At 72.7% G+C, this 21,692-nt stretch carries 10 protein-coding genes; all 10 read left to right on the forward strand.

The features are described from left to right. The first annotated feature begins 210 nt into the window (after positions 1 to 210). The 10 genes from ACIRVF_RS27865 to ACIRVF_RS27910 all read left to right on the forward strand — a co-directional run bounded on the left by ACIRVF_RS27865 (position 211) and on the right by ACIRVF_RS27910 (position 21,669). Entirely contained in the window at positions 211 to 5,907 is a 5,697-nt protein-coding gene (locus tag ACIRVF_RS27865; protein ID WP_402823377.1) for an SDR family NAD(P)-dependent oxidoreductase, read from the forward strand. Next, complete coding sequence (locus ACIRVF_RS27870) at positions 5,904 to 12,806, forward strand: beta-ketoacyl synthase N-terminal-like domain-containing protein (RefSeq protein ID WP_402823380.1); 6,903 nt, start codon at positions 5,904 to 5,906, stop codon at positions 12,804 to 12,806. Before ACIRVF_RS27865 ends, ACIRVF_RS27870 begins: the two co-directional genes overlap by 4 nt. Continuing rightward, complete coding sequence (locus ACIRVF_RS27875) at positions 12,803 to 14,386, forward strand: PfaD family polyunsaturated fatty acid/polyketide biosynthesis protein (RefSeq protein WP_402823383.1); 1,584 nt, start codon at positions 12,803 to 12,805, stop codon at positions 14,384 to 14,386. Before ACIRVF_RS27870 ends, ACIRVF_RS27875 begins: the two co-directional genes overlap by 4 nt. 27 nt (positions 14,387 to 14,413) lie before the next feature. Further along, positions 14,414 to 14,707: an acyl carrier protein gene (locus ACIRVF_RS27880; protein WP_402823386.1), complete on the forward strand. Its 294-nt coding sequence runs from the start codon at positions 14,414 to 14,416 to the stop codon at positions 14,705 to 14,707. Beyond that, a complete protein-coding gene (locus ACIRVF_RS27885; RefSeq protein ID WP_402823389.1) occupies positions 14,704 to 15,708 on the forward strand; it encodes a 3-oxoacyl-ACP synthase III family protein in 1,005 nt (334 codons plus the stop codon). The genes ACIRVF_RS27880 and ACIRVF_RS27885 overlap by 4 nt, the downstream gene beginning before the upstream one ends. Positions 15,709 to 15,779: 71 nt before the next feature. After that, positions 15,780 to 16,652 carry a class I SAM-dependent methyltransferase gene (locus ACIRVF_RS27890; protein ID WP_402823391.1) on the forward strand — a complete coding sequence of 291 codons (873 nt, stop codon included), beginning with the start codon at positions 15,780 to 15,782 and terminating at the stop codon, positions 16,650 to 16,652. An 82-nt stretch (positions 16,653 to 16,734) separates the two neighbouring features. Beyond that, entirely contained in the window at positions 16,735 to 17,586 is an 852-nt protein-coding gene (locus ACIRVF_RS27895; protein WP_402823394.1) for a thioesterase family protein, read from the forward strand. A 21-nt stretch (positions 17,587 to 17,607) separates the two neighbouring features. Next, on the forward strand, positions 17,608 to 19,083 hold the full coding sequence (locus tag ACIRVF_RS27900; RefSeq protein ID WP_402823397.1) for an MFS transporter: 1,476 nt from the start codon (positions 17,608 to 17,610) through the stop codon (positions 19,081 to 19,083). Positions 19,084 to 19,198: 115 nt separating this feature from the next. Beyond that, positions 19,199 to 20,413 (forward strand): cytochrome P450, encoded by a 1,215-nt coding sequence (locus ACIRVF_RS27905; RefSeq protein WP_402823400.1) that lies wholly within the window; start codon positions 19,199 to 19,201, stop codon positions 20,411 to 20,413. 50 nt (positions 20,414 to 20,463) lie between these two features. Continuing rightward, complete coding sequence (locus ACIRVF_RS27910; protein ID WP_402823403.1) at positions 20,464 to 21,669, forward strand: acyl-CoA dehydrogenase family protein; 1,206 nt, start codon at positions 20,464 to 20,466, stop codon at positions 21,667 to 21,669. Positions 21,670 to 21,692: the final 23 nt, after the last annotated feature.

A 21,692-nucleotide genomic window follows, 5' to 3' on the forward strand; every position in this document is an offset into this window, starting at 1 on the left:
TGATCACGCCGCCGCAAGTCGAAGTGATATGCGGAGATTCCGTGATCGGATTTCACTTCACGCCGGGGCCTTGCTGATTCGCCGATAGCCGTGTAAGGATCGGACTCGTCAAGCAGCGGGGGCGCATGACACCGACCTCTGCTGTCGTGTCGCGCGCTTGATCTGGAGCGCCGTCCGGACGCCGTGCAACGGCTTCCATGGAAGGAAGACATGCGCTCCCCTTCAGGTGAACGGCGATCTTCGGGAACTCCGATCGCAATCGTCGGAATCGGTTCCCTCTTCCCGAACTCCAGCAGCACGGGTGATTTCTGGCAAAGGGTCGTGGAGGCCGAGGACTGCATACGGGAAGTCCCGGATTCGCACTGGTCGACAGAACGCTATTTCGACCCGGATCCGACGGCCCGGGACAGGACCTATTCACGGCGCGGGGGATTCCTGCCCGACGTCCCGTTCGACGCGATGGGCCTCGGCATCCCGCCGACGCTCCTGCCGTCGACCGACATCGTCCAGTTGCTCAGCCTGGTCGTCGCCCGGGACCTGCTGCGGGACGCCGGGGCCGAGGGATCCTCCTGGTTCGAGCCGTCGCGGACCGGAGTCGTCCTCGGCATCAGCGGCTCCCTCTCGGCCACCATCCCGCTCAGTTCCCGGATGCAGGCCCCGCTCGTGGCCGACGCGGCGCGGAGCATCGGCCTCGCCGAGCGCGATGCCGAGGAGATCGCGGAGCGGTTCACGAGGGCCTTCGTCGAATGGGACGAGGCCTCCTTTCCCGGGCTGCTGGGCAATGTCGTGGCGGGGCGCATCGCCAACAGACTGAATCTCGGCGGGATGAACTGCACGGTCGACGCCGCCTGCGCGAGTTCCCTCGCGGCAATAGAAGTCGGGGTGCGGGAACTGGCCGCCGGCCGGCAGGACATGATGGTCACCGGTGGCTGCACCGTCGACAACACCGTGTTCGCCTACATGGCCTTCTCCAAGACTCCGGCGCTTTCCCTCTCCGGGAACGTCCGGCCTTTCGACGAATCCGCGGACGGGACCCTCCTCGGCGACGGAATAGGCATGGTCGCGCTGCGTCGGCTCGATGACGCCGAGCGCGACGGCAACAAGATTTACGCCGTGATCCGCGGACTCGGAACCGCCAATGACGGCCGGTCCGGCAGTATTTACGCCCCGCAGAAAAACGGGCAGATGCTCGCACTGCGACGGGCGTACGAGGACGCGGGCGTACCGGTCTCCTCGATCGGCCTTTTCGAGGCACACGGCACCGGCACCAAGGCCGGTGACAGCGTGGAGCTCTCGTCGTTGACGGAGGTCATCCGGGAGGCCACCTCCGAAGGCAAGTTCGCCGCGATCGGAAGCGTGAAGTCGCAGATCGGCCACACCAAGGCCGCGGCGGGTGCGGCGGGCCTCATCAAGACCGCCCTGGCCCTGCACCAGAAGGTCCTGCCCCCGACGATCAACGTCACCCAGCCGCTCGAAGCGGCCGCCGCGCCCGACAGCGGGATCTACGTCAACACCCTGGCGCGACCGTGGATCCACGACCCGGAGCGTCCGACCAGACGGGCGGCGGTCTCCGCCTTCGGGTTCGGCGGGACCAACTACCACTGCGTGCTGGAGGAGTACCCGGCCCCCGGTCAGCCGAGGACGGTCCTCGCGCCGACCGTGCGGACGGCGCTGTGGCACGCCCCGGACGCCCCGACCCTGGCGGAACGGCTCGTCCAGGACCCGCCGGCCGAGGACGACGCCGCCGTTCCGGCCGGGGACCCGAGGATCGGCTTCGTCTACCGCACCCGGGACGAGTTCGAGGAGCTGAGGTCGGCCGCCGCCCGCCTGGTGCGCGAGCACCCCGGGGCCGAGGAGTGGAACGACCCGGCCGGGATCTCCGGCAGACGCGGAGCACTGCCCGGACCCGGCAGGGTCGCGGCCGTGTTCGCCGGTCAGGGAAGCCAGTACGTCAACATGGGGCGGACCGCCGCGCTCGCCGTGCCGCCGGTGCGGGAAGCCTTCGACAGCATGGCCAGGTACGCGGCCGGAGGGTCGACGGTGTCCCGCGCGGTCTTCCCGCCGCCCACCTTCGGCGAGGACGACCAGCGGCAGGACGAGTTGCTGCGGCAGACCCAGAACGCCCAACCCGCGATCGGGGCGCTCTCCGTCGGCCAGTACAACTGGCTGCGGGAGCTCGGCTTCGCCCCGGACGGCTTCATCGGACACAGCTTCGGTGAACTCACGGCGCTCTGGGCCGCCGGCAGCCTGACCGAGGAACAGTTCTTCCGCCTGGCCGGTGCGCGGGGCCGGGCGATGGCCGCTCCCGCCACCGGGCCCGGCGCCCTCGACACCGGGGCGATGGCCGCGATCAGCGCGCCCAGGAGCGTGGTGGACGACCTGGTCCGGGCGCACGCGGACATCCGGGTCTGCAACATCAACGCGCCCGAGCAGTTCGTCGTCGGCGGAGCCACCTGGCAGATCGAGAAACTCGTCGCCGAGGCGAAGGCCAAGGGGATCACCGCGTCACGGCTCCCCGTGTCGGCGGCGTTCCACACGCCGTTCGTGGAGCACGCGGTGGAGGCCTTCCGCGCGGCCGTCGAGGCGGTCGAGTTCCGGGCCCCGGACCGGCCGGTCCACGCGAACACGGCGGGTGCCTCCTACGGGGCCGATCCGGCGAGGAACAAGCGGGTCCTGGTGGAACAGCTGCGCAAGCCGGTCGACTTCGCGGGACGGATCACCGAGATGTACGACGCGGGCTTCCGGGTCTTCGTCGAGTTCGGGCCCAGGTCCACGCTCTCCGGGCTGATCGAGCGCACGCTGCCGAACGGCTCGGTGGTGTGCCTCTCCGCCGACAAGGGGCCGCGCGCCTGCGCCGACCGTTCCCTCAAGCTCCTCGCGCTCCGGCTCCGCGTCCTGGGCCTGCCCGTCCACCGGATCGGCCGCTACGACCGGACCGAGGCCCCGGCGCCCGTCGCCAAGGGCTCGATCCTCCTCACCGCGAAGAACTTCGTCCCGGAGAACAGGAAGGCGGAGTACGAGCAACTCCTCGCCACACCGTACGAGATGACCTCCCGAACGCCCGAAGTGCCGCCGGCGCCCGCCGCCGCGGCCGTTCCGCACGGCCACCGGGACGAAGAACCGGCGAGGCCCTCCCCGGCAGCGGACAGCGGACCTGCCACTGACGATGATGGAGTCGATGTGCCGATCAGTACGAACCGACTGCTGGCCAGACAGGTGACGCTGCACAAGGGGTACCTCAACGGGCAGTTGCACGCCGCCCAGGAGATGGTCGCCGACATCTCCGAACACGTCGGCGCCGCACCCGCCGAGGAGGTCGGGAAGTCGCTGCGCGTGCTGCAGCGCTACCTCGCGCTGATCCTCGAAGGGCAGGAGCAGGGACACGACCTGATCACCGCTCTGCTCGACGGGGCGGAGCTGCCGGCGCCTGCGGCCGTCGGGCCCTTACCGGTACCACGGCAGGCGGTCGTGCCGCGGGTGGCGGCGGAAGCGGTCGGGGCGCCGGGAGTTGAGGCGCCGGAACCGGTGGAGGCCCCGGTCCAGGCCTCGGCCCCGGTCCAGGCCTCGGCCCCGGTTGCGGTGGTGGAGTCGGCGGCCGTGGTGCGGGCGCGGGAGGCGTTGCTCGCGGTGGTGTCGGAGAAGACCGGTTATCCGGTGGACATGCTGGACGTGTCGATGGACATCGAGGCGGATCTCGGTGTGGATTCCATCAAGCGGGTGGAGATCGTCAGCGGTCTGCAGGGTGCGTATCCCGCGATCCGTGAGATGGACACCCAGCGGCTCGGTGAACTGAGGACGCTCGCCGACGTGGTGGCCGTCCTCGTCGCGGCCGACCCCGACGCGGCGGACGTCGTCGAGGCGCCGATGGAGGCGCCGGAACCGGTGGAGGCGCCGGTTCCGGTTCCGGTTCCGGTCAAGGCCTCGGCGCCGGCCCCGGTTCCGGTCCAGGCCCCGGTTGCGGTGGTGGAGTCGGCGGCCGTGGTGCGGGCGCGGGAGGCGTTGCTCGCGGTGGTGTCGGAGAAGACCGGTTATCCGGTGGACATGCTGGACGTGTCGATGGACATCGAGGCGGATCTCGGTGTGGATTCCATCAAGCGGGTGGAGATCGTCAGCGGTCTGCAGGGCGCGTATCCCGCGATCCGTGAGATGGACACCCAGCGGCTCGGTGAACTGAGGACGCTCGCCGATGTGGTGGCCGTCCTCGTGGCAGCTGACCCTGACCCGGACCCCGACGCGGCGGACGCGGCGGAGGGCGACGACCACGCGTCCGGAATCGGCCGGCTCACGGTCGCCTACGACACGGTGGGCGAGGTGGTGACGCAGGGAAAAGCATTCGCGCCGCGGTCAGCGGCGCTGCTGGTCGATGACGGTTCCGCGATCACCCGCTGCATCATCGACGAACTCCTGACCCTGGGGCTCCGGCCGCATCTCGTCACGCTGCCCGGAGTCCAGCCGACGGCCGCCGGCCTGCCGGTCACCCGGCTCGGGTCGTGGGACGAGTCGGCGCTCGCCGAAGCCGTCGAGGACGTGGCCCGCCGGGCCGGCCGACTGGACCTGTGCCTCCAGATGGCGGGCAGCGAACCGGCCACCGTCGGGCACGCCGTGGAGCGGCTGACCCACGCGATCCTGCTGGCGAAGCTGACGCAGCCGCATCTGCTGGCGACCGCGCAGGACGGGCGTTCCGCGTTCGTCGTGGTGACGAACCTGGACGGCGCCGCAGGGCTCGGCGGCGGCTCGCTGCCGAGCGGCCCACCGGCCGGCTTGCCGAGCGGCCTACTGGCCGGGCTCACCGGCCTGACCAAGACGCTGGCCGTCGAATCGCCGGACCTGTTCTGCCGGTCGATCGACCTCGCGCCGGGACTCGACGACGCAACGGTCCGGGCCGTCGTGCACGGCGAGTTGAACGACCCGGACACCGGACTCCACGAAGTGGGGCACGACGGCCGGAAGCGCACCGCGCTGGCTTTCGCACCACCGGCGGCCCCCGGCACGGCCGTCGGTCCCGGGGGCGGTGGATCACCCGGGGCGTCGGACCTGTTCGTGGTGACCGGCGGGGCGCGCGGGGTGACCGCCGAGTGCGTCGCCGCGCTGGCCGCCGCGTACCCGTGTGAACTGCTGATCCTCGGCCGGACCGAGCCGGAGGCCGAGCCGGAGTGGGCCGAGGGCCTCGACGGCGCCGGGCTGAAGGGGGGCATCATCGAGCACGCCGGACGCAACGGCGGGAAGGTGGCCCTCCCCGAGGTCGAGCGCCGGTACCGCGCGATCCTGGCCCAGCGCGAGATCGCCGCGAACCTGGCCCGCTTCCGGGCCGGGGGTGCCCGGGTGACGTACCTGGCCGTGGACATCCTGGACGCGGGCGCGGTCAAGGACGCCCTGGAGCCCTACCGGGAGCGGATCAGCGGTGTGGTCCACGGCGCGGGCCTGCTGGCGGACCGGCTGATCGCCAAGAAGCGGGCCGAGGACGTCACCGCCGTGCTGGCGACCAAACTGGTCGGCCTCGACAACGTCCTCTCGCCGCTGACGGACCGGCGCCTCAAGCACATCGTGCTGTTCTCGTCGGTCGCCGGGCTGTTCGGGAACCGCGGCCAGGCCGACTACGCGGTGGCCAACGAAGTGCTGAACCGCATGGTGGCCGCGCTCGGGCGGGAGCGGCGGGCGGACCGCGTCCTCTCGATCAACTGGGGTGCGTGGGACGGTGGAATGGTCACTCCGCAACTGCGCGGGATGTTCGAGGAGCGCGGGGTCGTCCTCATCCCGCGGCACGTCGGCGCCGGGATGTTCGCCGAGCAGTTCGCGCCCGGGCGCAGCGGCGACGCGATCGTCATGATCGGTCCGACGGCCGGGCCCGCGGGCCTCGATCCGCGGCGGGCACCCACCGCCGCCGTGACCGGGGGCCGACGCGGATGACGCACGGGCAGAAGTACGCGGTCGTCGGCATGGGCTGCCTGTTCCCCGAGGCCGCGACGGTCGAGGAGTTCTGGCAGAACCTGTGCCGGGGCCGGGACAGCCGCACCGACGGCACGGAGGAGATCTTCGAACGGGGCGTGCCGGGCGGACCGGCGGCCCGGCCGGGGGACCGGCACCGGATCTACAGCACCCGCGGCGCCTTCGTCCGCGGCTTCAGCTTCGACCCCACCGGCTACCGGCTGCCGGCCGACTACCTCTCCGCGCTCGACCGGATCTTCCAGTGGTCGCTCCACGCGTCCCGCGACGCCCTGGCCGACGCGGGACACGACCTCGGCCGCGACGCCGGGCACGATGCCGGGGACGGCGTCGGGCGGATGGCCGGGGCGCGGGCCGACCGGGCCGGCATCGTGCTGGGCAACGCGGGCTTCCCGTCGCTGCTGTCCACCCGGCACGGCTCGGACCTGTGGCTCGCCGCGGTCGGACGCGGCCTGGCCGAGGCCGGGTTCGACCCGGGGCAGGCGCTGGCCTCCGGCGCGGGCGGCGGCTCCGATCCCCTGGCCGCCGCGCACAACCTGTGGGTCGGCGGCATGCCCGCGCGCGTCGTCGCGGCGGCGCTGGGCATCGGCGGCCCCCAGCTGGCCGTCGACGGGGCGTGTGCCTCGGGGCTCTACGCGCTCAAGCTGGCCTGCGACCACCTGTCCGTCGGCCGGGCCGACGTGATGCTCGCGGGCGCGGTCGGCGGCCAGGAACTGGTGGGTCTGCACCTGGCCTTCTCGGACCTGCGGGCCTACCCCGAGGACGGCCGCTGCCAGCCGTTCGACGCCCGCTCCAGCGGGGCGCTGACCGGCCAGGGCGCGGGCATGCTGGTGGTGAAGCGGCTCGCGGACGCCCGCCGCGACGGTGACCGGATCCACGCCGTCATCGAGGGGGCCGCGCTGACCAACGACGGTACGGGCCGGCACACCCTCGTGCCCCAGCGCGCCGGCCAGGTCGACGCCTACCGGCGCGCGTACGGGAACGCGGGCGTCGACCCGTCCACCGTGCAGTACCTGGAGTGCCACGCCACCGGTACCCGGCTCGGCGACGGCGTCGAACTGTCCGGCATCAACGAGTTCTTCGGCGCCTCGGGCACCGTCCCGTACCTGGGCTCGGTCAAGTCCAACCTGGGGCACCTGCTGACCGGCGCGGGGATGCCCGGGCTGATCAAGACGATCCTCGCGATCCGGTACGGCGTCATCCCGCCCACCCCGGGCGTGGCCGAACCGCTCGCGGACACCCATGGCCGACTCGCCCGGGAGAACACGGACTTCCCGCGGACCGGGCGACCCCGCACGGCGGCGGTGTCCTCCTTCGGGTTCGGCGGGACGAACGCCCACGTGGTCCTCTCCGAGCCGGCCGAGCCCTCCGAAACCGCCGCCGCGCCGGAGGCCCCGCGCGCACTGCCGAGGCTCGACATCCTCGGCCTCGGCTGCCACGTCGGCCCCTTCGCCGACGCCGGCGAGCTGGAACGCGCGGTGTACGAGGGCCGCGACGGATTCGGCCCGCTGCCGGAGCGGCGCTGGCGCGGCCTCGCCCCCGGCCACCCGCTGCCCGACGGCGCGTACATCGACTCCTTCGACTGCGACACGGCCCGCCTGCGCGTCCCGCCGATCGACCTGGAGGGCTTCAACGAGCAGCAGCTGCTCTTCGTCCGGGTCGCCGAGGAGGCACTGCTGGACGCGGGCTACCGGCGGCAGGCCGACGACGGGGGACCGCCGCCCGCCCGCCGGGTGGCCGTGGTCGTGGCCGCCGAGATGAACCCGGTGGGGCACTCCTACGCCGCACGGCACGACCTGGGCGGAGTCCTGCGCCGCCGCTGCGAGGAACTCGCGCTGACCGGCGACGCCGAGGCCGTGGCCGCGCTCGTGGAGGGGGCGCAGCGGGGCATCGGCGCAGGCTGGTCGCCCAACGCGGTGCTGAGCTACCTGGGCATCACCGCCACCAGGGTCTCGTCGCTGTGGAACTTCACCGGTCCGGCGTTCACGGTGGCGGCCGACAGCACGGGGGCCGCCTCCGCCCTGGAGGCGGCCGCGCTGGTGCTCCTGGACGAGTCGGTCGAAGCCGTCCTGGTCGGGGCGGTCGACTTCACCGGCAACGTGGAGAACATGCTGGCGCGGTTCGGGCTCGCCGCCTACGGGGGCGCGCCCGGACTCGGGATCGGCGGCGGCGGACCGGGCTGGCGGGCGGGCGAGGGAGCCGCCGCACTGCTGCTCACCCGGGCCGGCGACCGGCGGGCGCCCGGGCGCCCGGCCTACGCCACGATCGACGCGCTGTCGATCCGGTACGCGCCGTCCCCGGCGGTGGGCCTCGCGGCCGACGCCGAGCAGGTCAGGCTGGCCACGCTCGACGCGCTGGGGACCGCCGGGATCACGCCGGGCGAGGTCGACTACGTCGAGCTGCACTCGACGGGCGTTCCCGAGCAGGACGCGGCCGAGCTGGAAGGCCTCGCCCGGGTCTGGGCCGGGCAGGGCCCGGCGGAGGGCGGCACGGAGAGTGCCGGGAAGCGCACCACGGCGCTCGGTTCGGTCTCCGCCAACGTGGGGGACACCCAGCTGGCGGCGGTGCTGGTCGGCATCGTCAAGGTCGCGCTCTGTCTGCACCGCGCCTACCTCCCCGCCGTCCCGGGCTGGTCGGGCCCGTCGGACGGCTTCTCGGCAACGCTGTCGGAGTCGGCGTTCTTCGTGCCCGACCGGAGCAGGCCCTGGCTGCGCGCCGCGCGCCGGGGGCCGCGCCGGGCGGTGGTGAACGGACTGGGCACCGGGGGCGCGCACGTCAGCGTCGTCCTCTCGGGCGCCTCGGTGCGCGGTGACGTCACGGCCGTCGAAGGCCCGGACGTCCACGGCCAGCTGATCCTGGCCGTGGGCGGGGCGGACTTCGCCGAGCTGATGCACCGGGTCGCCGAGGTGCGCGACGCGACCGGCGACCGCGCCGAACTCCGGCGGGTCGCAACGGAGGTCGCCGCCGTGCCGGAACACGCCCATCGGCTGGTGCTGTGCGCGGCCCGCCCCGACGTCCTGCGGCGCGAGGCCGAACGCGCGCTCGCCCGGGTACCGCGGGCGCACGCGGCCGGGACGGAGTGGACCACTCCGGCCGGGAGCCACTACACACCGACACCCATCGGCGGCCGCGGCAGGGTCGCGCTGGTCTTCCCCGGCATGCTCAGCGCCTACCCGGGCGTCGGAGCCGAGCTGTTCCGCACGCTTCCGGGGCTGCTGCCGATCGCCGAGGCCGCGGTGCCCGACGCCGGTGAACTGATGCGCGAGGACCTGCTGTTCCGCCGCCGGGTGCGTCCGGCGGACGCCGAGGAGGCGGAGGCCGCCGCCACCGCGCTGATGCGGGACTTCTCGTCCATGGTGGACATCGGCAGCTCGTTCGCGTGGCTCCAGACGCAGGCGCTGCGCCGCCTCCTGGGCGTGCCCGTGCACGGCGCCTTCGGGTACAGCCTCGGCGAGTCCAGCATGCTGTACGCCCTGGGAGCCTGTTCCCCCGCCTCGCACGGGAGGGAGCAGCGTGCCCGGCTCACCGAGGTGTTCCAGGGCCGGCTGAGCGGGCCCAAGACCGCCGTTCGCGAGGCGTGGGCGCTCCCGGAGACCACGGCGGACGCCGACGTCTGGTCCGGGTTCGTCCTCTTCGAGGAGGTGGCGAAGGTCCGGGCCGCCGTCAGGCGGTACGACCGGGTCTTCGTGACCCACGTCAACACCCCGGTGGAGGTGGTGATCTCGGGCGACCCGGCCCAGTGCCGGGCCGTGGTGGACGCGCTGGGCTGCCGGAACCTGGCCTCCGGGGTGAGCCACGTGCTGCACTGCCCGCTGCCGGACGCGGGCGAACTGGCCGACTGCCTGCGCCGGGAGACCCGGCCGGTCACCGACGTGGAACTGTACTCCGCGAACGGCTACGCGCCGCTGACGGACTTCGGCGCCAGGGCCGTCGCCGAGAACAACGCGGCGACGCTGAGGCGGACCGTCGACTTCCCGAGGCTGGTCGAGACGCTGTACGCGCGCGGCTACCGCTACTTCGTCGAGGTGGGACCGGGCGGCACCTGCAGCAGGTGGATCAGGGAGACGCTCACCACCCGCAGCCACGTCGCGGCATCGGTGGACCGGCGCCGGACGAGCACGGCGTCCGGGATCGGCCGGGTGCTGGCACAGCTCGCGGCGCACGGCCTGCCGGTCGACCTCTCGCCGTACCTGCCGGAGCCGCCCCGGGGAACCGCCGCCCGTGCTCTGTCGATCCGTCAGACAACTCCAGGAGGACCCCCGGTGGCAGAGTCCGTGGCCGAGAACAGCCGCGCAGCGATCCAGCGGCTGCGGCCCAGCAGCGAGGCGCCGGAGGAGCAGCCGGCCATCACCTTCCCCGGCCGGTTACGGCGGACCGCCGCCGCTGCTCCCGACGGGCGGCGAGGTCCGACCGCGGGGGACGGCCCGCCCGCCGCCGCTCCGCCCGCCGGGCGGAGGAAGCCGCCGGGCGTGGTCCTCGACGAGCAGGACCTGATGGAGTTCGCCAACGGCGAGGTGGGCAAGGCCTTCGGTCCGGAGTACGCCCCGATCGACGCCTTCGCGCGCCGGGTCCGGCTGCCCGCCGAGCCCTACCACTTCGTCAGCCGGGTGACCGCCCTGGAAGCCGAACGCGGCAGGTTCGGGCCGTCTTTCATCCGGACCGAGTACGACGTCCCGGTGGGGGCCTGGTACAGCGTCGACGGGCAGGTCCCCTTCGGGGTGCTCGCCGAGGCGGGCCAGTGCGACCTGGTGCTGATCAGCTACATGGGGATCGACTTCGAGAACCGGGGCGAGCGGGTCTACCGGCTGCTCGACGGCTCGCTGACCCCGTACGGCTCGTCGGTGCGGGAGGGCCAGCGGATCCGGTGCGACATCCACATCAGCAACGTCCTGCAGACCAACGGCCCGACCCTGACCTTCTTCCACTACGACTGCTTCGTCGACGGCGAGCTCGCCTTCACCATGCGCAACGGCTGCGCGGGCTTCTTCACCGACCGCGAGCTCGCCGAGGCCGGGGGCATCATCGGCGCCGAGTCGAAGGCACCGGCGGAAGAGCCGGCCGGGCGTGCGGCGCGGCCCTCCGCCTTCAAGCCGCTCGCGCGGACGGACCGCACCAAGCTCGACGGCGAGGACATCGCCAAGCTCACCCAGGGCCGCTTCGCCGAGGTGTTCGGCCCCGCGTACCGGCAGGAGCCCGGCGCCAACCGCTCGCTCCGGCTGAACCCGACGCGGCTGCTGATGGTGGACGAAGTCCCCTGGATGGGGCTCACCGGCGGTGCGCACGGCCGCGGCTCCTGCACCTCGATCAAGCGGCTCGACCCGGACGAGTGGTACTTCACCAGCCACTTCGTCGGCGACCCGGTGATGCCCGGCACCCTGGTCGCCGAGGGCGCCATGCAGGCGCTCCAGGTGTACGGTCTGCACGCCGGCCTCCACCTGTGTCTGCCGGACGCCACCTACCAGCCCGTCAAGGGGCTGACCACCACGACCAAGGTGCGCGGTCAGATCAGTCCGGCGACCCGCGAGATCCGCTACGAGATCGACATCGTCGACATCGGTCTCGTCCCCCGCCCGTTCGTCGTCGCCGACGTCCTGGTCCACGCCGACGACCTGCCCGTGGCCCGGATCAGCAACGTGGGGTTCCAGCTCGTGGAGAAGCCGGGCACGCCCTTCCGCCCGGACCGCCGTGACCGCGCCCCGCGGTACCTGGGGCGCAGCGGCGCGTCCGGGGAACCGGCCGTGCTCAACGAGATGCACGTCGCCCACGTGGCCAGGGGCGACCACGCGATGCTGGGCGAGCAGTTCGAGGTCTGCCGGGAACTGCCCCGGGTGCCGCGGCTGCCCAGCGGTGAACTCTGCTTCGTGGACCGGGTGCTGCGCGTCGACGCGCCCGAGGGCGCCGTCCGGCCCGGCGTCGTGGTCGAGTCGGAGTACGACGTCCCCGCGGACGCCTGGTACTTCACCGAGAACAACCAGCCGTACATGCCGCACTTCGCCTCCATGGAGGCCGGCGTCCAGCCCGGGGTGCTCGGGCCGTACTACCTCGGCACGACCCTGCGGTTCCCGGAGACCGAGTACTACCTGCGCAACCTCGGCGGGCACGCCACCGCGCTGCGCCAGGTCGACCTGCGCGGCAGGACGGTCCGGCAGCGGGTCACCATCCTGTCCAACGACGCCGTCGGCGGCGCGATCCTGCACCGCGCCGACTGGGAGCTGTCCGTCGACGGCGAGGTCTTCCACACCGGGGAGCAGCTCTCCGGCTACTTCACCGGTGAACTCAGGGCCGGCAGCGTCGGCCTGGACCAGGGCAGGCCGGTGCCGCTGTGGCTGGACTCGGCCGGGCCGGGGGCCGGCGCGGCGGTCGAGGTCGACCTGGACGCGCTGCGGGCGCGGACCGACTCGCTGCGCCTCGGCACCGGACGGCTGGACATGCTCGACGGCTTCTCCTACGTGCCGGGCGGCGGCCTGCACGGCGCCGGCTACCTGCGCGGCCACCGGAACATCGGCCCGGACGACTGGTACTTCCCGCTGCACTTCCACCAGGACCCGGTGATGCCGGGCTCGCTCGGCGCGGAGACCGTGTACGCGGGCCTGCGGGCGTACGCCATGGTCGCCGAGCCGGCCCGGCACCGGCCCGACGCGCGGTTCGACCACGCGCCCGGCATCCGGACGAGCTGGACCTACCGGGGCGAGTTCGCGCCGACCCACCCCCGGCTGGACTTCGAGGCGCACCTCAAGGAGGTGCGGGAGCAGGACGGCCGGCGCCTCCTGATCGCGGACGCCGGCGTGTGGCGCGGCGAACTGCGGGTCTACGAGTTCAAGGACATCGCCATCGCGGTGGTGACGGGGGGCGGTCACAGGTGAGCGGAAAACCCAACTGGCAGGGGGAACGCACCCCGAGGTTCGACATCGCCGGAGTGCGCGGCGAACTGCACCGGCTGCACGAGGCCTGCCACGTCGTCGCCGACGGCGACGCGGTCGGCGCGGTCTCCGGCGGGCGGGCGACCGACGAGGACGGCTTCGAACTCCTGGCCTCCACGCCGGCGTTCCCGCCCGGCCTGCTCGGCTCGGCCGCGTTCCGCGAGGCGCACGGCGTGCGGCTGGCCTACCTGGCGGGCGCGATGGCCAACGGCATCGCCTCCGAGGAACTCGTCATCGCGATGGCCGAGGCGGGCCTGCTGGCATCGTTCGGCGCCGCCGGTCTGGCGCCGGAGCGCATCGCGTCCGCCCTGGACACCTTCGCCGCGAAGATCCCCGGCCTGCCGTTCGCCTGCAACCTCATCCACAGCCCGGCCGAGCCCGGCCTGGAACGGGCCACCGTGGACCTCCTCCTCGACCGGCGCGTACGGCTCGTCGAGGCCTCCGCCTTCATCGCCCCCACCGCGGAGGTGGTGCGCTACCGGGTGGCGGGGCTGGAGCGCGACCGCGACGGCCGGACCGTGGCCCGCAACCGGGTGATCGCGAAGGTGTCCAGGCCCGAGGTCGCCGAGCTGTTCCTGCGCCCCGCGCCCCGGGAGGTCCTGGACGCGCTGGTCGCGGAGGGCCGGATCGACGCCCTCCAGGCGGAATCGGCGGCCCGGGTGCCGCTCGCCGACGACATCACCGTCGAGGCGGACTCCGGCGGGCACACCGACCGGCGGCCCTCGACCGTGGCCGCGGCTGCCGTCCTGCGGCTGCGGGACCGGATCACCCGGGAGCTCGGCTACCGGTCGGTGCCCCGGGTCGGAGCGGCCGGCGGACTCGGCAGCCCCGAGGGCCTGGCGGCCGCCTTCGCGATGGGCGCGGACTACGTGGTCACCGGTTCGGTCAACCAGAGCTGCGTGGAGGCCGGGACGTCCCCGGAGGCCAAGGAACTGCTCACCCGGGCCGGCGCCGCGGACTACGCGATGGCGCCCGCGGCCGACATGTTCGAACTCGGCGCCGAGGTCCAGGTCCTCAGGAGCGGCACCATGTTCCCGATGCGCGCCTCCCGGCTGCGTGAGCTCTACCGGACGTACGAGGGCCTGGACGACATCCCCGCCACCGAGCTGAGCCGCCTGGAGAAGGACGTGTTCCGGATGTCGGTGGACGAGGTGTGGCGGGAGTGCCTCGACTACCTCGGCACCCGGGACCCGGCGCAGATCGCCCGCGCCGCCGGGAACCCCCGGGTCAAGATGGCCCTGGTGTTCCGGTGGTACCTCGGCCTGTCCGCGCGCTGGGCCGTCCGCGGCGAGACCGACCGGATCCGGGACTACCAGGTGTGGTGCGGCCCGGCCATGGGCGCGTTCAACGACTGGGCGAAGGACAGCCACCTCTTCCCGGCGGAGAACCGGACCGTGGTCGAGGTGGCCGAGCAGCTCATGCACGGCGCCGCCTACCTGTTCCGGCTGCGCCAACTCGCCGCCGAGGGAGCGGTGTTGGCGACCCCGCTGAACGACTACCGGCCGGCACCCCGGCCGAGTTGACCCGAACCGAACGAAGGAGACCCCCAGGTGACCCAGCACACGGCTGAAGCGGTCGACGGCGGCGGCACCGAGTACCCGCGCGTGCTCGAAGAGGTCCGCGGCCTGATCGCGGACCACCTCAAGATCCCGCTGTCCGAGGTGACGGCCGAGACCCAGCTCCTCAACCTCCCCGGGGTCGACTCGCTCAAGCTCCTCCAGGGCCTGCTGGCGGTCGAGGACCACTTCGACATCGCCTTCGACGAGGACGAGGCCCCGGCCGTGCGCAGCGTCGCCCAGGTCGCCGCGCTCGTGGCGGAAGCCCTCAGCAGCGACCGGTCATGACGCTCGGCTCCCGGATCGCGGCCGTGGCGGTCCACCTGCCCGAGCGGCGGATGTCCGTCGCCGACGTCGAGGAGGAACTGGCCGCCGGCAACCCCGGCCTCGACCTGCCGCGCGGCCTGATCGAACGGTTCACCGGGGTGCGCCACCGCTACGTCGCCCCGGCCGGCTGGGAGGCGTCCGACCTCGCGGTGGCGGCCGCGTGCCGGCTGTTCGAGCGGACCGGACACGGGGCCGGCGACCTCGACCTGATCGTCTTCGCCGCCGCGAGCGGGGACGTCCTCGAACCGGCCACGGCCCACATCGTCGCCGACCGGCTGGGCGCGACCTGCCCCGTGTTCGACCTGAAGAACGCCTGCAACTCGGTCCTGAACGCCATCGAGGTCGGGGACGCGCTCATCCGGGCGGGCAGCTACCGGCGGATCCTGGTCGCCTGCGGCGAGGCCCCGACCCGGCTGCTCGGCACCGCCGTGGCGAACCTCCAGGACTACGTGGACAGTTGCGCCGCCCTCACGATGTCGGACGTCGGCGCCGCGCTGCTGATCGAGGCGAGCGCGGAACCCGGCGTCATCGCCCACCGGATGGGCGCCAACTCCCGGGCCTGGCGCGCCTCCGTCACCCCGATGACCACCAACGCCGACGGCAGGCTGGAGATCGGCCGGCTCAGGGTCAAGCCGATGAAGGCGCTCCGGGCCCTGGCGGAGACGGACTTCGGTCCGATCCCCGAACTCCTGGCCGACAACGGCCTGAGCGTGGACGACCTCGACCTCGTCTGCATCAGCCAGATATCCGTCCCGTACACCCGCGAGTTCTGCCACACTCTGGGCATCCCGGACGAGAAGGTCCTGATCATGGTCGACGAGTACGGCTGCGCCAACGCGGCCGCCATACCGCAGCAGTTGGCCGCCGCGGCGGCGTCCGGACGGCTGCGCGGCGGCGACCTGGTGTGCCTCGTCGGCCTCGGCAGCGGACTGAGCTTCGGCGCCGTGCTCGTCCGCTGGTGACCCGCCCGATCGCGCCCCCGACCGAATGCACCGACCTGTACCGACGTGTTCCGAGGAAGGGTTGAGAAGGAATGGGAACAGCGGGCACGAACGCGCACTACACCGGCGCCTCTCCCGACGCCATCCAGCACCACTACGACGTGTCCAACGACTTCTACCGGCTCTGGCTGGACGAGAACCGCGTCTACTCCTGCGCACTCTGGCAGGACGGCGACACCCTGGAGAGCGCCCAACTGCGCAAGCTGGACTACTTCGTCGAGCAGACCGGTGCGGCCGGAAGCGCGCGGGTCCTCGACATCGGCTGCGGCTGGGGCGCACTCCTGCGGCGGCTGACCGAGGTGCACGGCGTCGGCGCCGCCGTCGGCCTGACCCTCAGCGAGGAGCAGGCGCAGGCCGCCCGCTCCCTCGGGCTGCCCGGCTGCGACGTCCGCCTGGAGAACTGGAAGGACCACCGGCCCACCGACCAGTACGACGCCGTCATCTCGATCGGCGCGTTCGAACACTTCGCCCGGCGCGGACTGTCGCGCGCCGAACGCGTGGCCGGGTACCGGGCCTTCTTCGAGAGCTGCCGCTCCTGGCTGCGCCCGGGAGGCCGTCTCGGACTCCAGACGGTCGGCAAGGGCAACACCGTCAAGCTCGACCGCCGGTACATCCGCGACATCGCCTTCGTGTCGGACGACATCTTCCCCGAGACGGAACCGCCCCGGCTCTCCGAGATCCTGGAGGCCAGCGAGCTGATCTTCGACCCGATCGCGGTGCGCTTCGACGGCGACCACTACGGGCGCACGATCAGGACCTGGCTGGAGCGCCTGAAGGACAACCGGGACGCCGCCGAGGCCGTCGCCGGCACCGACACGGTCCTGAAGTACGAGCGCTACCTGGAGGTCACCGCCCAGTCCTTCGAGAAGCGCTACGCGAACCTTTTCCGCATCACCTTCCGATGATCCCCGGGTGAACGACCGACCTCCGGGGTGAACGCCCCGGAGAACCGCCCCGGCCACCCACCCACTGCGAGGAGTACCGCCTGTGACCACTGAGACAGACTTCGACAAGGCCACGGCCGTCCGGCCGGCCGAAGGCACGGACGACCGGTACCGGGCGGACTTCAGCACCGACTGGCTGAACCACGGCCACGTCAACGGCGGCTTCCTGCTCGCCGTCGCGGCCCGCGCGCTCGGCGAGCGGCTCGCGCAGGGCCCGGCCCGGGTGGACCCGTTCGCGCTGAGCGCCCACTTCCTCAGCCGCTCGGCCCCCGGGCCCGTCGAGATCCGGACCGACGTGGTGCGTCAGGGGCGGCAACTCTCCACCGGCACGGCGTCCATCGTCCAGACCGACCAGAAGGGGGTGCAGGCCGAGCGGGTCCGCATCACCGGGACGTACCGCGACCTGGACACGCTCAACGACGAGGTGTTCACCTCGGCCACCGCCCCGGACCTGCCCCCGCGCGAGGAGTGCGTCAGCACCGAGACGGCCTCCAACGAGATCCTCTCCCGGTCCCAACTGCACCAGCACCTCGACCTGAGGCTCGACCCCCGCACGACGGGCTGGTCGAACGAGGAGGGGCCGTCCGGCGAGGGCGCCGCGCGCGGCTGGATGCGGTTCCGCGACGGCCGGGAACCCGACCCGCTCGCCCTGCTCCTCGCCTCCGACGTGCTCCCGCCGGTCACCTTCGACCTGGGCGCCGCCGGGCTCCCCCTGACCGTGCACATGTCCGTGCACGTCCGGGCGAAGCCCGCCCCGGGCTGGCTCCGCCTCTCCCAGCGCACCAGCAACTACGCCGGGGGCTTCCTGGAGCAGGACGTGGAGATCTGGGACAGCAAGGACCGCCTCGCCCTCCAGGCCCGCCACCTCATCTACGTCGTGCCGTTCAGCGGCTGACCCCCGAAGGGAGCACGGACCATGACCGCAGAGCCGTCAGCCTTACCAGGGTCGGGACCAGCAGCGGGCACGGGACCCGGCCCGGGACGCGGCGCCGTCACGATCCTCGCGGCCGGGGCGACGTTCCTGGCGATGCTCGACGCGACCGTCGTGAACCTCGCGATCCCCGAACTGCGCTCCGGCTTCCCGTCGGAGTCGCTGACCGACGTCATGTGGGTCATCACGATCTACGCGGTACCCCTGGCGGCGCTGCTCGCGCCGGCCGGGCGGCTCGCCGACGTCGTGGGGCGGTGGCGCCTGTACCTGGCCGGAGTGGGGATCTTCGTGGTGGCCTCCGCGCTCTGCGGGGCCGCCCCCGACCTGCCCGTCCTGCTGGTCAGCCGCTGCCTGCAGGGCATCGGCTCCGCGGTCATGATCCCGGCCTCGCTCGTGCTGCTGCTCCACGGGATCCCGGTGGAGCGGTGGACCAGGTCGATCGGCATCTGGAGCGCCGCCACCGCCCTGGCGGCGGCCGTCGGGCCCAGTGTCGGAGGAGCCCTGGTCAGTTCCCTCGACTGGCGGGCGATCTTCTACATCAACCTCCCGCTGGGAGGGGTGCTCCTGCTCCTGGCGGTCAGGCTCCGGCGGTCCGAGCCGCCCGAGTCCGCCGGCGTGCGCGCCCGGATGCCGGACTGGATCGGCGCCGTCCTGCTGGGCATCGGCCTCGGAGCGGTCGTCCTCGCCCTGAGCAACGCCCAGTACTGGGGATGGGGCGACGCCAAGACGGTCGCCCTGGTCATCGGCGGCGGCGTCACCGTGGCGGCGGCGATCCGGCGCTCGGTGGGCCATCCCGTTCCCGCCCTCGACACCACCCTGTGGCGGAACAGCACCTTCTCCTTCTCCGTCGGGGCCTCCACGCTGTACGGCATCGTCATGTGCATGTGGCTGCTGACCGGCGTGCTGATCCTCAACCAGGCGTGGCAGTACTCCGTGCTGAGGACGGGCTTCGCCATGACGCCCTGCGCCCTGGCCGCCGGACTCACCGCGCTGCTGGTCGGCCGGATCCCCTCGCCGCGGATGCCGAAGGCCGCCATCGCCCTCGGATCGCTGGCCATGGCGGCGGCGAGCGTCTGGACCTGGCTGGTGCTGGCGGCGGAGCCCGACTTCCTGGGCTTCTGGCTGCCGTGCGGGGTGCTCGTCGGCATCGGGATGGGCGCCGTGGTGACCGGGACGGCCTGCAGCGTCCTGCTCTCCAGCACACCCGAGCGGCTGGCGGGCGCGATCGGAACGAACACCGCCGCACGGCAGTTGGGCACCGCGTTCGGCGTCGCCCTGGTCGCGCTGATCCTGCCCGGCGACCGGCTGGTCCGGATCTCCGACTTCGACCACGCGCTCCTGACCGCCGGGGTCATCGCCGTGCTGGTCGCACTGTTGGGGCTGGTCATGCCCGCGGTGCGCTCCGGCGGAGCCAGGGCCGGAGCGCCGGTGGTGGGCGAGCCGGCGGGCGAGACGGCGTGACCCGGCGCGATCGGCGCGCCCCGCGGGAGCGGCGCGTCCTGCGGGATCGGCGCGTCCTGCGCGATCGGCGCGCCATGTTCGGTCCGGTGCGGCAACGACCCGAAGGAGAGACCACGTGACGACCCATGAACACCCGCTGCTGATGGAACTGCTCGACGCCGGCAGCAGACACGACCCCTACCCGCTCTACGCCCAACTGCGGAAGCAGCCGATCCCCATGCAGGCCAGGGACGGCGTGGTGGTGGGCGACTACGAGACCTGCGCGCGGCTGCTGCGGGACCCGCGGCTCGGCACGGACCGCTCACTGGTCGCGGGCGAGACCACCGGGCGCGACCGGCTGCGGCCCCCCACCTTCCTCTCCATGAACCCGCCGGACCACACGCGGCTGCGCGGCCTGGTCTCGAAGGCCTTCACCCCGAAGAGCGTGGCGGCCCTCGCCCCCGCCGTCCAGGCGGTGATCGACGACCTGCTGACCGAGGCGCTCGCCGAACCGGAGTTCGACTTCGCCGCCGACATCGCCTACACCCTCCCGCTCACGATCATCAGCGGCATGCTCGGCGTCCCGCCCGAGGACATGCCGAAGGTGGAACGCTGGTCGAAGGCCTTCACCATGGTCCTGGACCCGGTCATCACCTTCCGCCAGGCCGACGACGGCCAGCTCCGGTCGATCAGGGACGCCAGGGACGAGTTCGCCGTCTACTTCGCGCAGAAGATAGCCGAGCGGCGCGCCGACCCCCGGGACGACCTCCTCACCCGGCTGGTGCAGATCGAGGAACGCGGCGACACCCTCAACGAGTTCGAGGTGATGTCCACCTGCGGTCTGCTGCTGGTGGCCGGACACGAGACCACCGCCTCCCTGACCTCGAACGCGCTGCTGGCACTGCTGCGCCACCCGGACCAGTTCCAGGCGCTCCGGGACGACCCCTCCCTCGTCGAGGGGGCGGTCGAGGAGACGCTCCGCTGGGACCCCCCGGTCCAGATCACGGCCCGCACGGTGAGCGAGCCGTCCCGCATCGCCGGGTACGACCTGCCCGCCAGGGCCGTCGTGCTCATCCTGCTCGCCGCGGCCAACCGGGACCCGGCGCACTTCGAGAACCCCGACGACTTCGACATCACCCGTACCGTCCGGGAGAGGGTGCCCCACCTGGCCTTCTCGGCCGGCATCCACTTCTGCCTCGGCGCACCGCTGGCCCGACTCGAAGCGGCCCTCCTGCTGCGCTCGTTCGCCGAGCGGGTGAAGGACCCCCGCCTGATCGACGTCGCCTACCGCGAGCACGTGAACGTCCGCGGTCCCAACCGGCTGGTGATCCGGCACTCCGGGGCGAACTGAGTCCCGTCCGCCCGACGATCCCCGCCGATCGACGCTCATGTGGAGAGCCCATGGACATGGAACTGGACACGGACCTGGTCGAGATGCGGACCTGGGCCCGTGGATTCGCCCGGAACGTGCTCAGACCCGCGGCAGCGGAATGGGACGAACGGGAGGAGGTCGCCTGGCCCGTCATCCAGGAGGCCGCGAAGATCGGCCTGTACTCGCTGGACTTCTTCTTCACCCAGTCACTGGAGCCGACCGGCCTAGCCCTGCCGGTGGTGTTCGAGGAGCTCTTCTGGGGCGATGCCGGGATCTCCACGGCCTTCGCGGGCACCGGCCTGGCCGCCGTGGCCGTCCTGGCCAACGGCACCCCCGAGCAGCAGGCCGAGTGGATCCCGCCGATGTTCGGCACGGTCGACGACGTGCGGCTCGGCGCGTTCTGCGCCTCGGAACCCGGCGCGGGCAGCGATGTCGGGGCGATCCGCACCACGGCCCGCTACGACGGGGCGAAGGACGAGTGGGTCATCAACGGCGGCAAGACCTGGATCACCAACGGCGGGATCGCCGCGGTGCACGTCGTCGTCGCCTCGGTGGACGCCGCGCTGGGCAGCCGCGGGCAGGCGACCTTCGTGGTGCCTCCGGGCACACCGGGCCTGTCGCAGGGACGCAAGTTCCGCAAGCACGGGATACGGGCGTCGCACACCGCCGAGGTGTTCCTGGACGACGTACGGGTGCCGGGATCCTGCCTGCTGGGCGGCAAGGAACGGCTGGACGCCCGGCTGGCCGCGGCCCGGGAGGGCAGGCCCTCCGGCAGCCAGGTCGCGTTCAAGACCTTCGAGTCCTCGCGCCCCACGGTGGCGTCCATGGCCGTGGGCATCGCGCGGGCGGCGTACGAGTACGCCCGTGACCACGCCTGCGAGCGCGAGCAGTTCGGCCGGAGGATCGGCGCGAACCAGGCCATCGCCTTCCTGCTGGCGGACATGGCGACCCGGATCGACTCGGCACGGCTCCTCACCTGGCGGGCCGCCTGGATGGCCCGGAACGGCAAGGCCTTCGAGAACGCCGAGGGTTCGATGTCGAAGCTGGTCGCGGGGGAGACCGCGGTATGGGTGACGGAGCAGGCCATCCAGATCCTCGGCGGCGCGGGCTACACCCGCGACCACCCGGTGGAACGCTTCCACCGGGACTCGAAGATCTTCACCATCTTCGAGGGCACCTCGGAGATCCAGCGGCTCGTCATCGGGCGCGCCGTGACGGGGCTGGCGATCGGCTAGCTGCCCGTTCCCGCCCGCCGTTC

Source organism: Kitasatospora sp. NPDC101157, assembly GCF_044768255.1.
Classification (GTDB): domain Bacteria; phylum Actinomycetota; class Actinomycetes; order Streptomycetales; family Streptomycetaceae; genus Kitasatospora.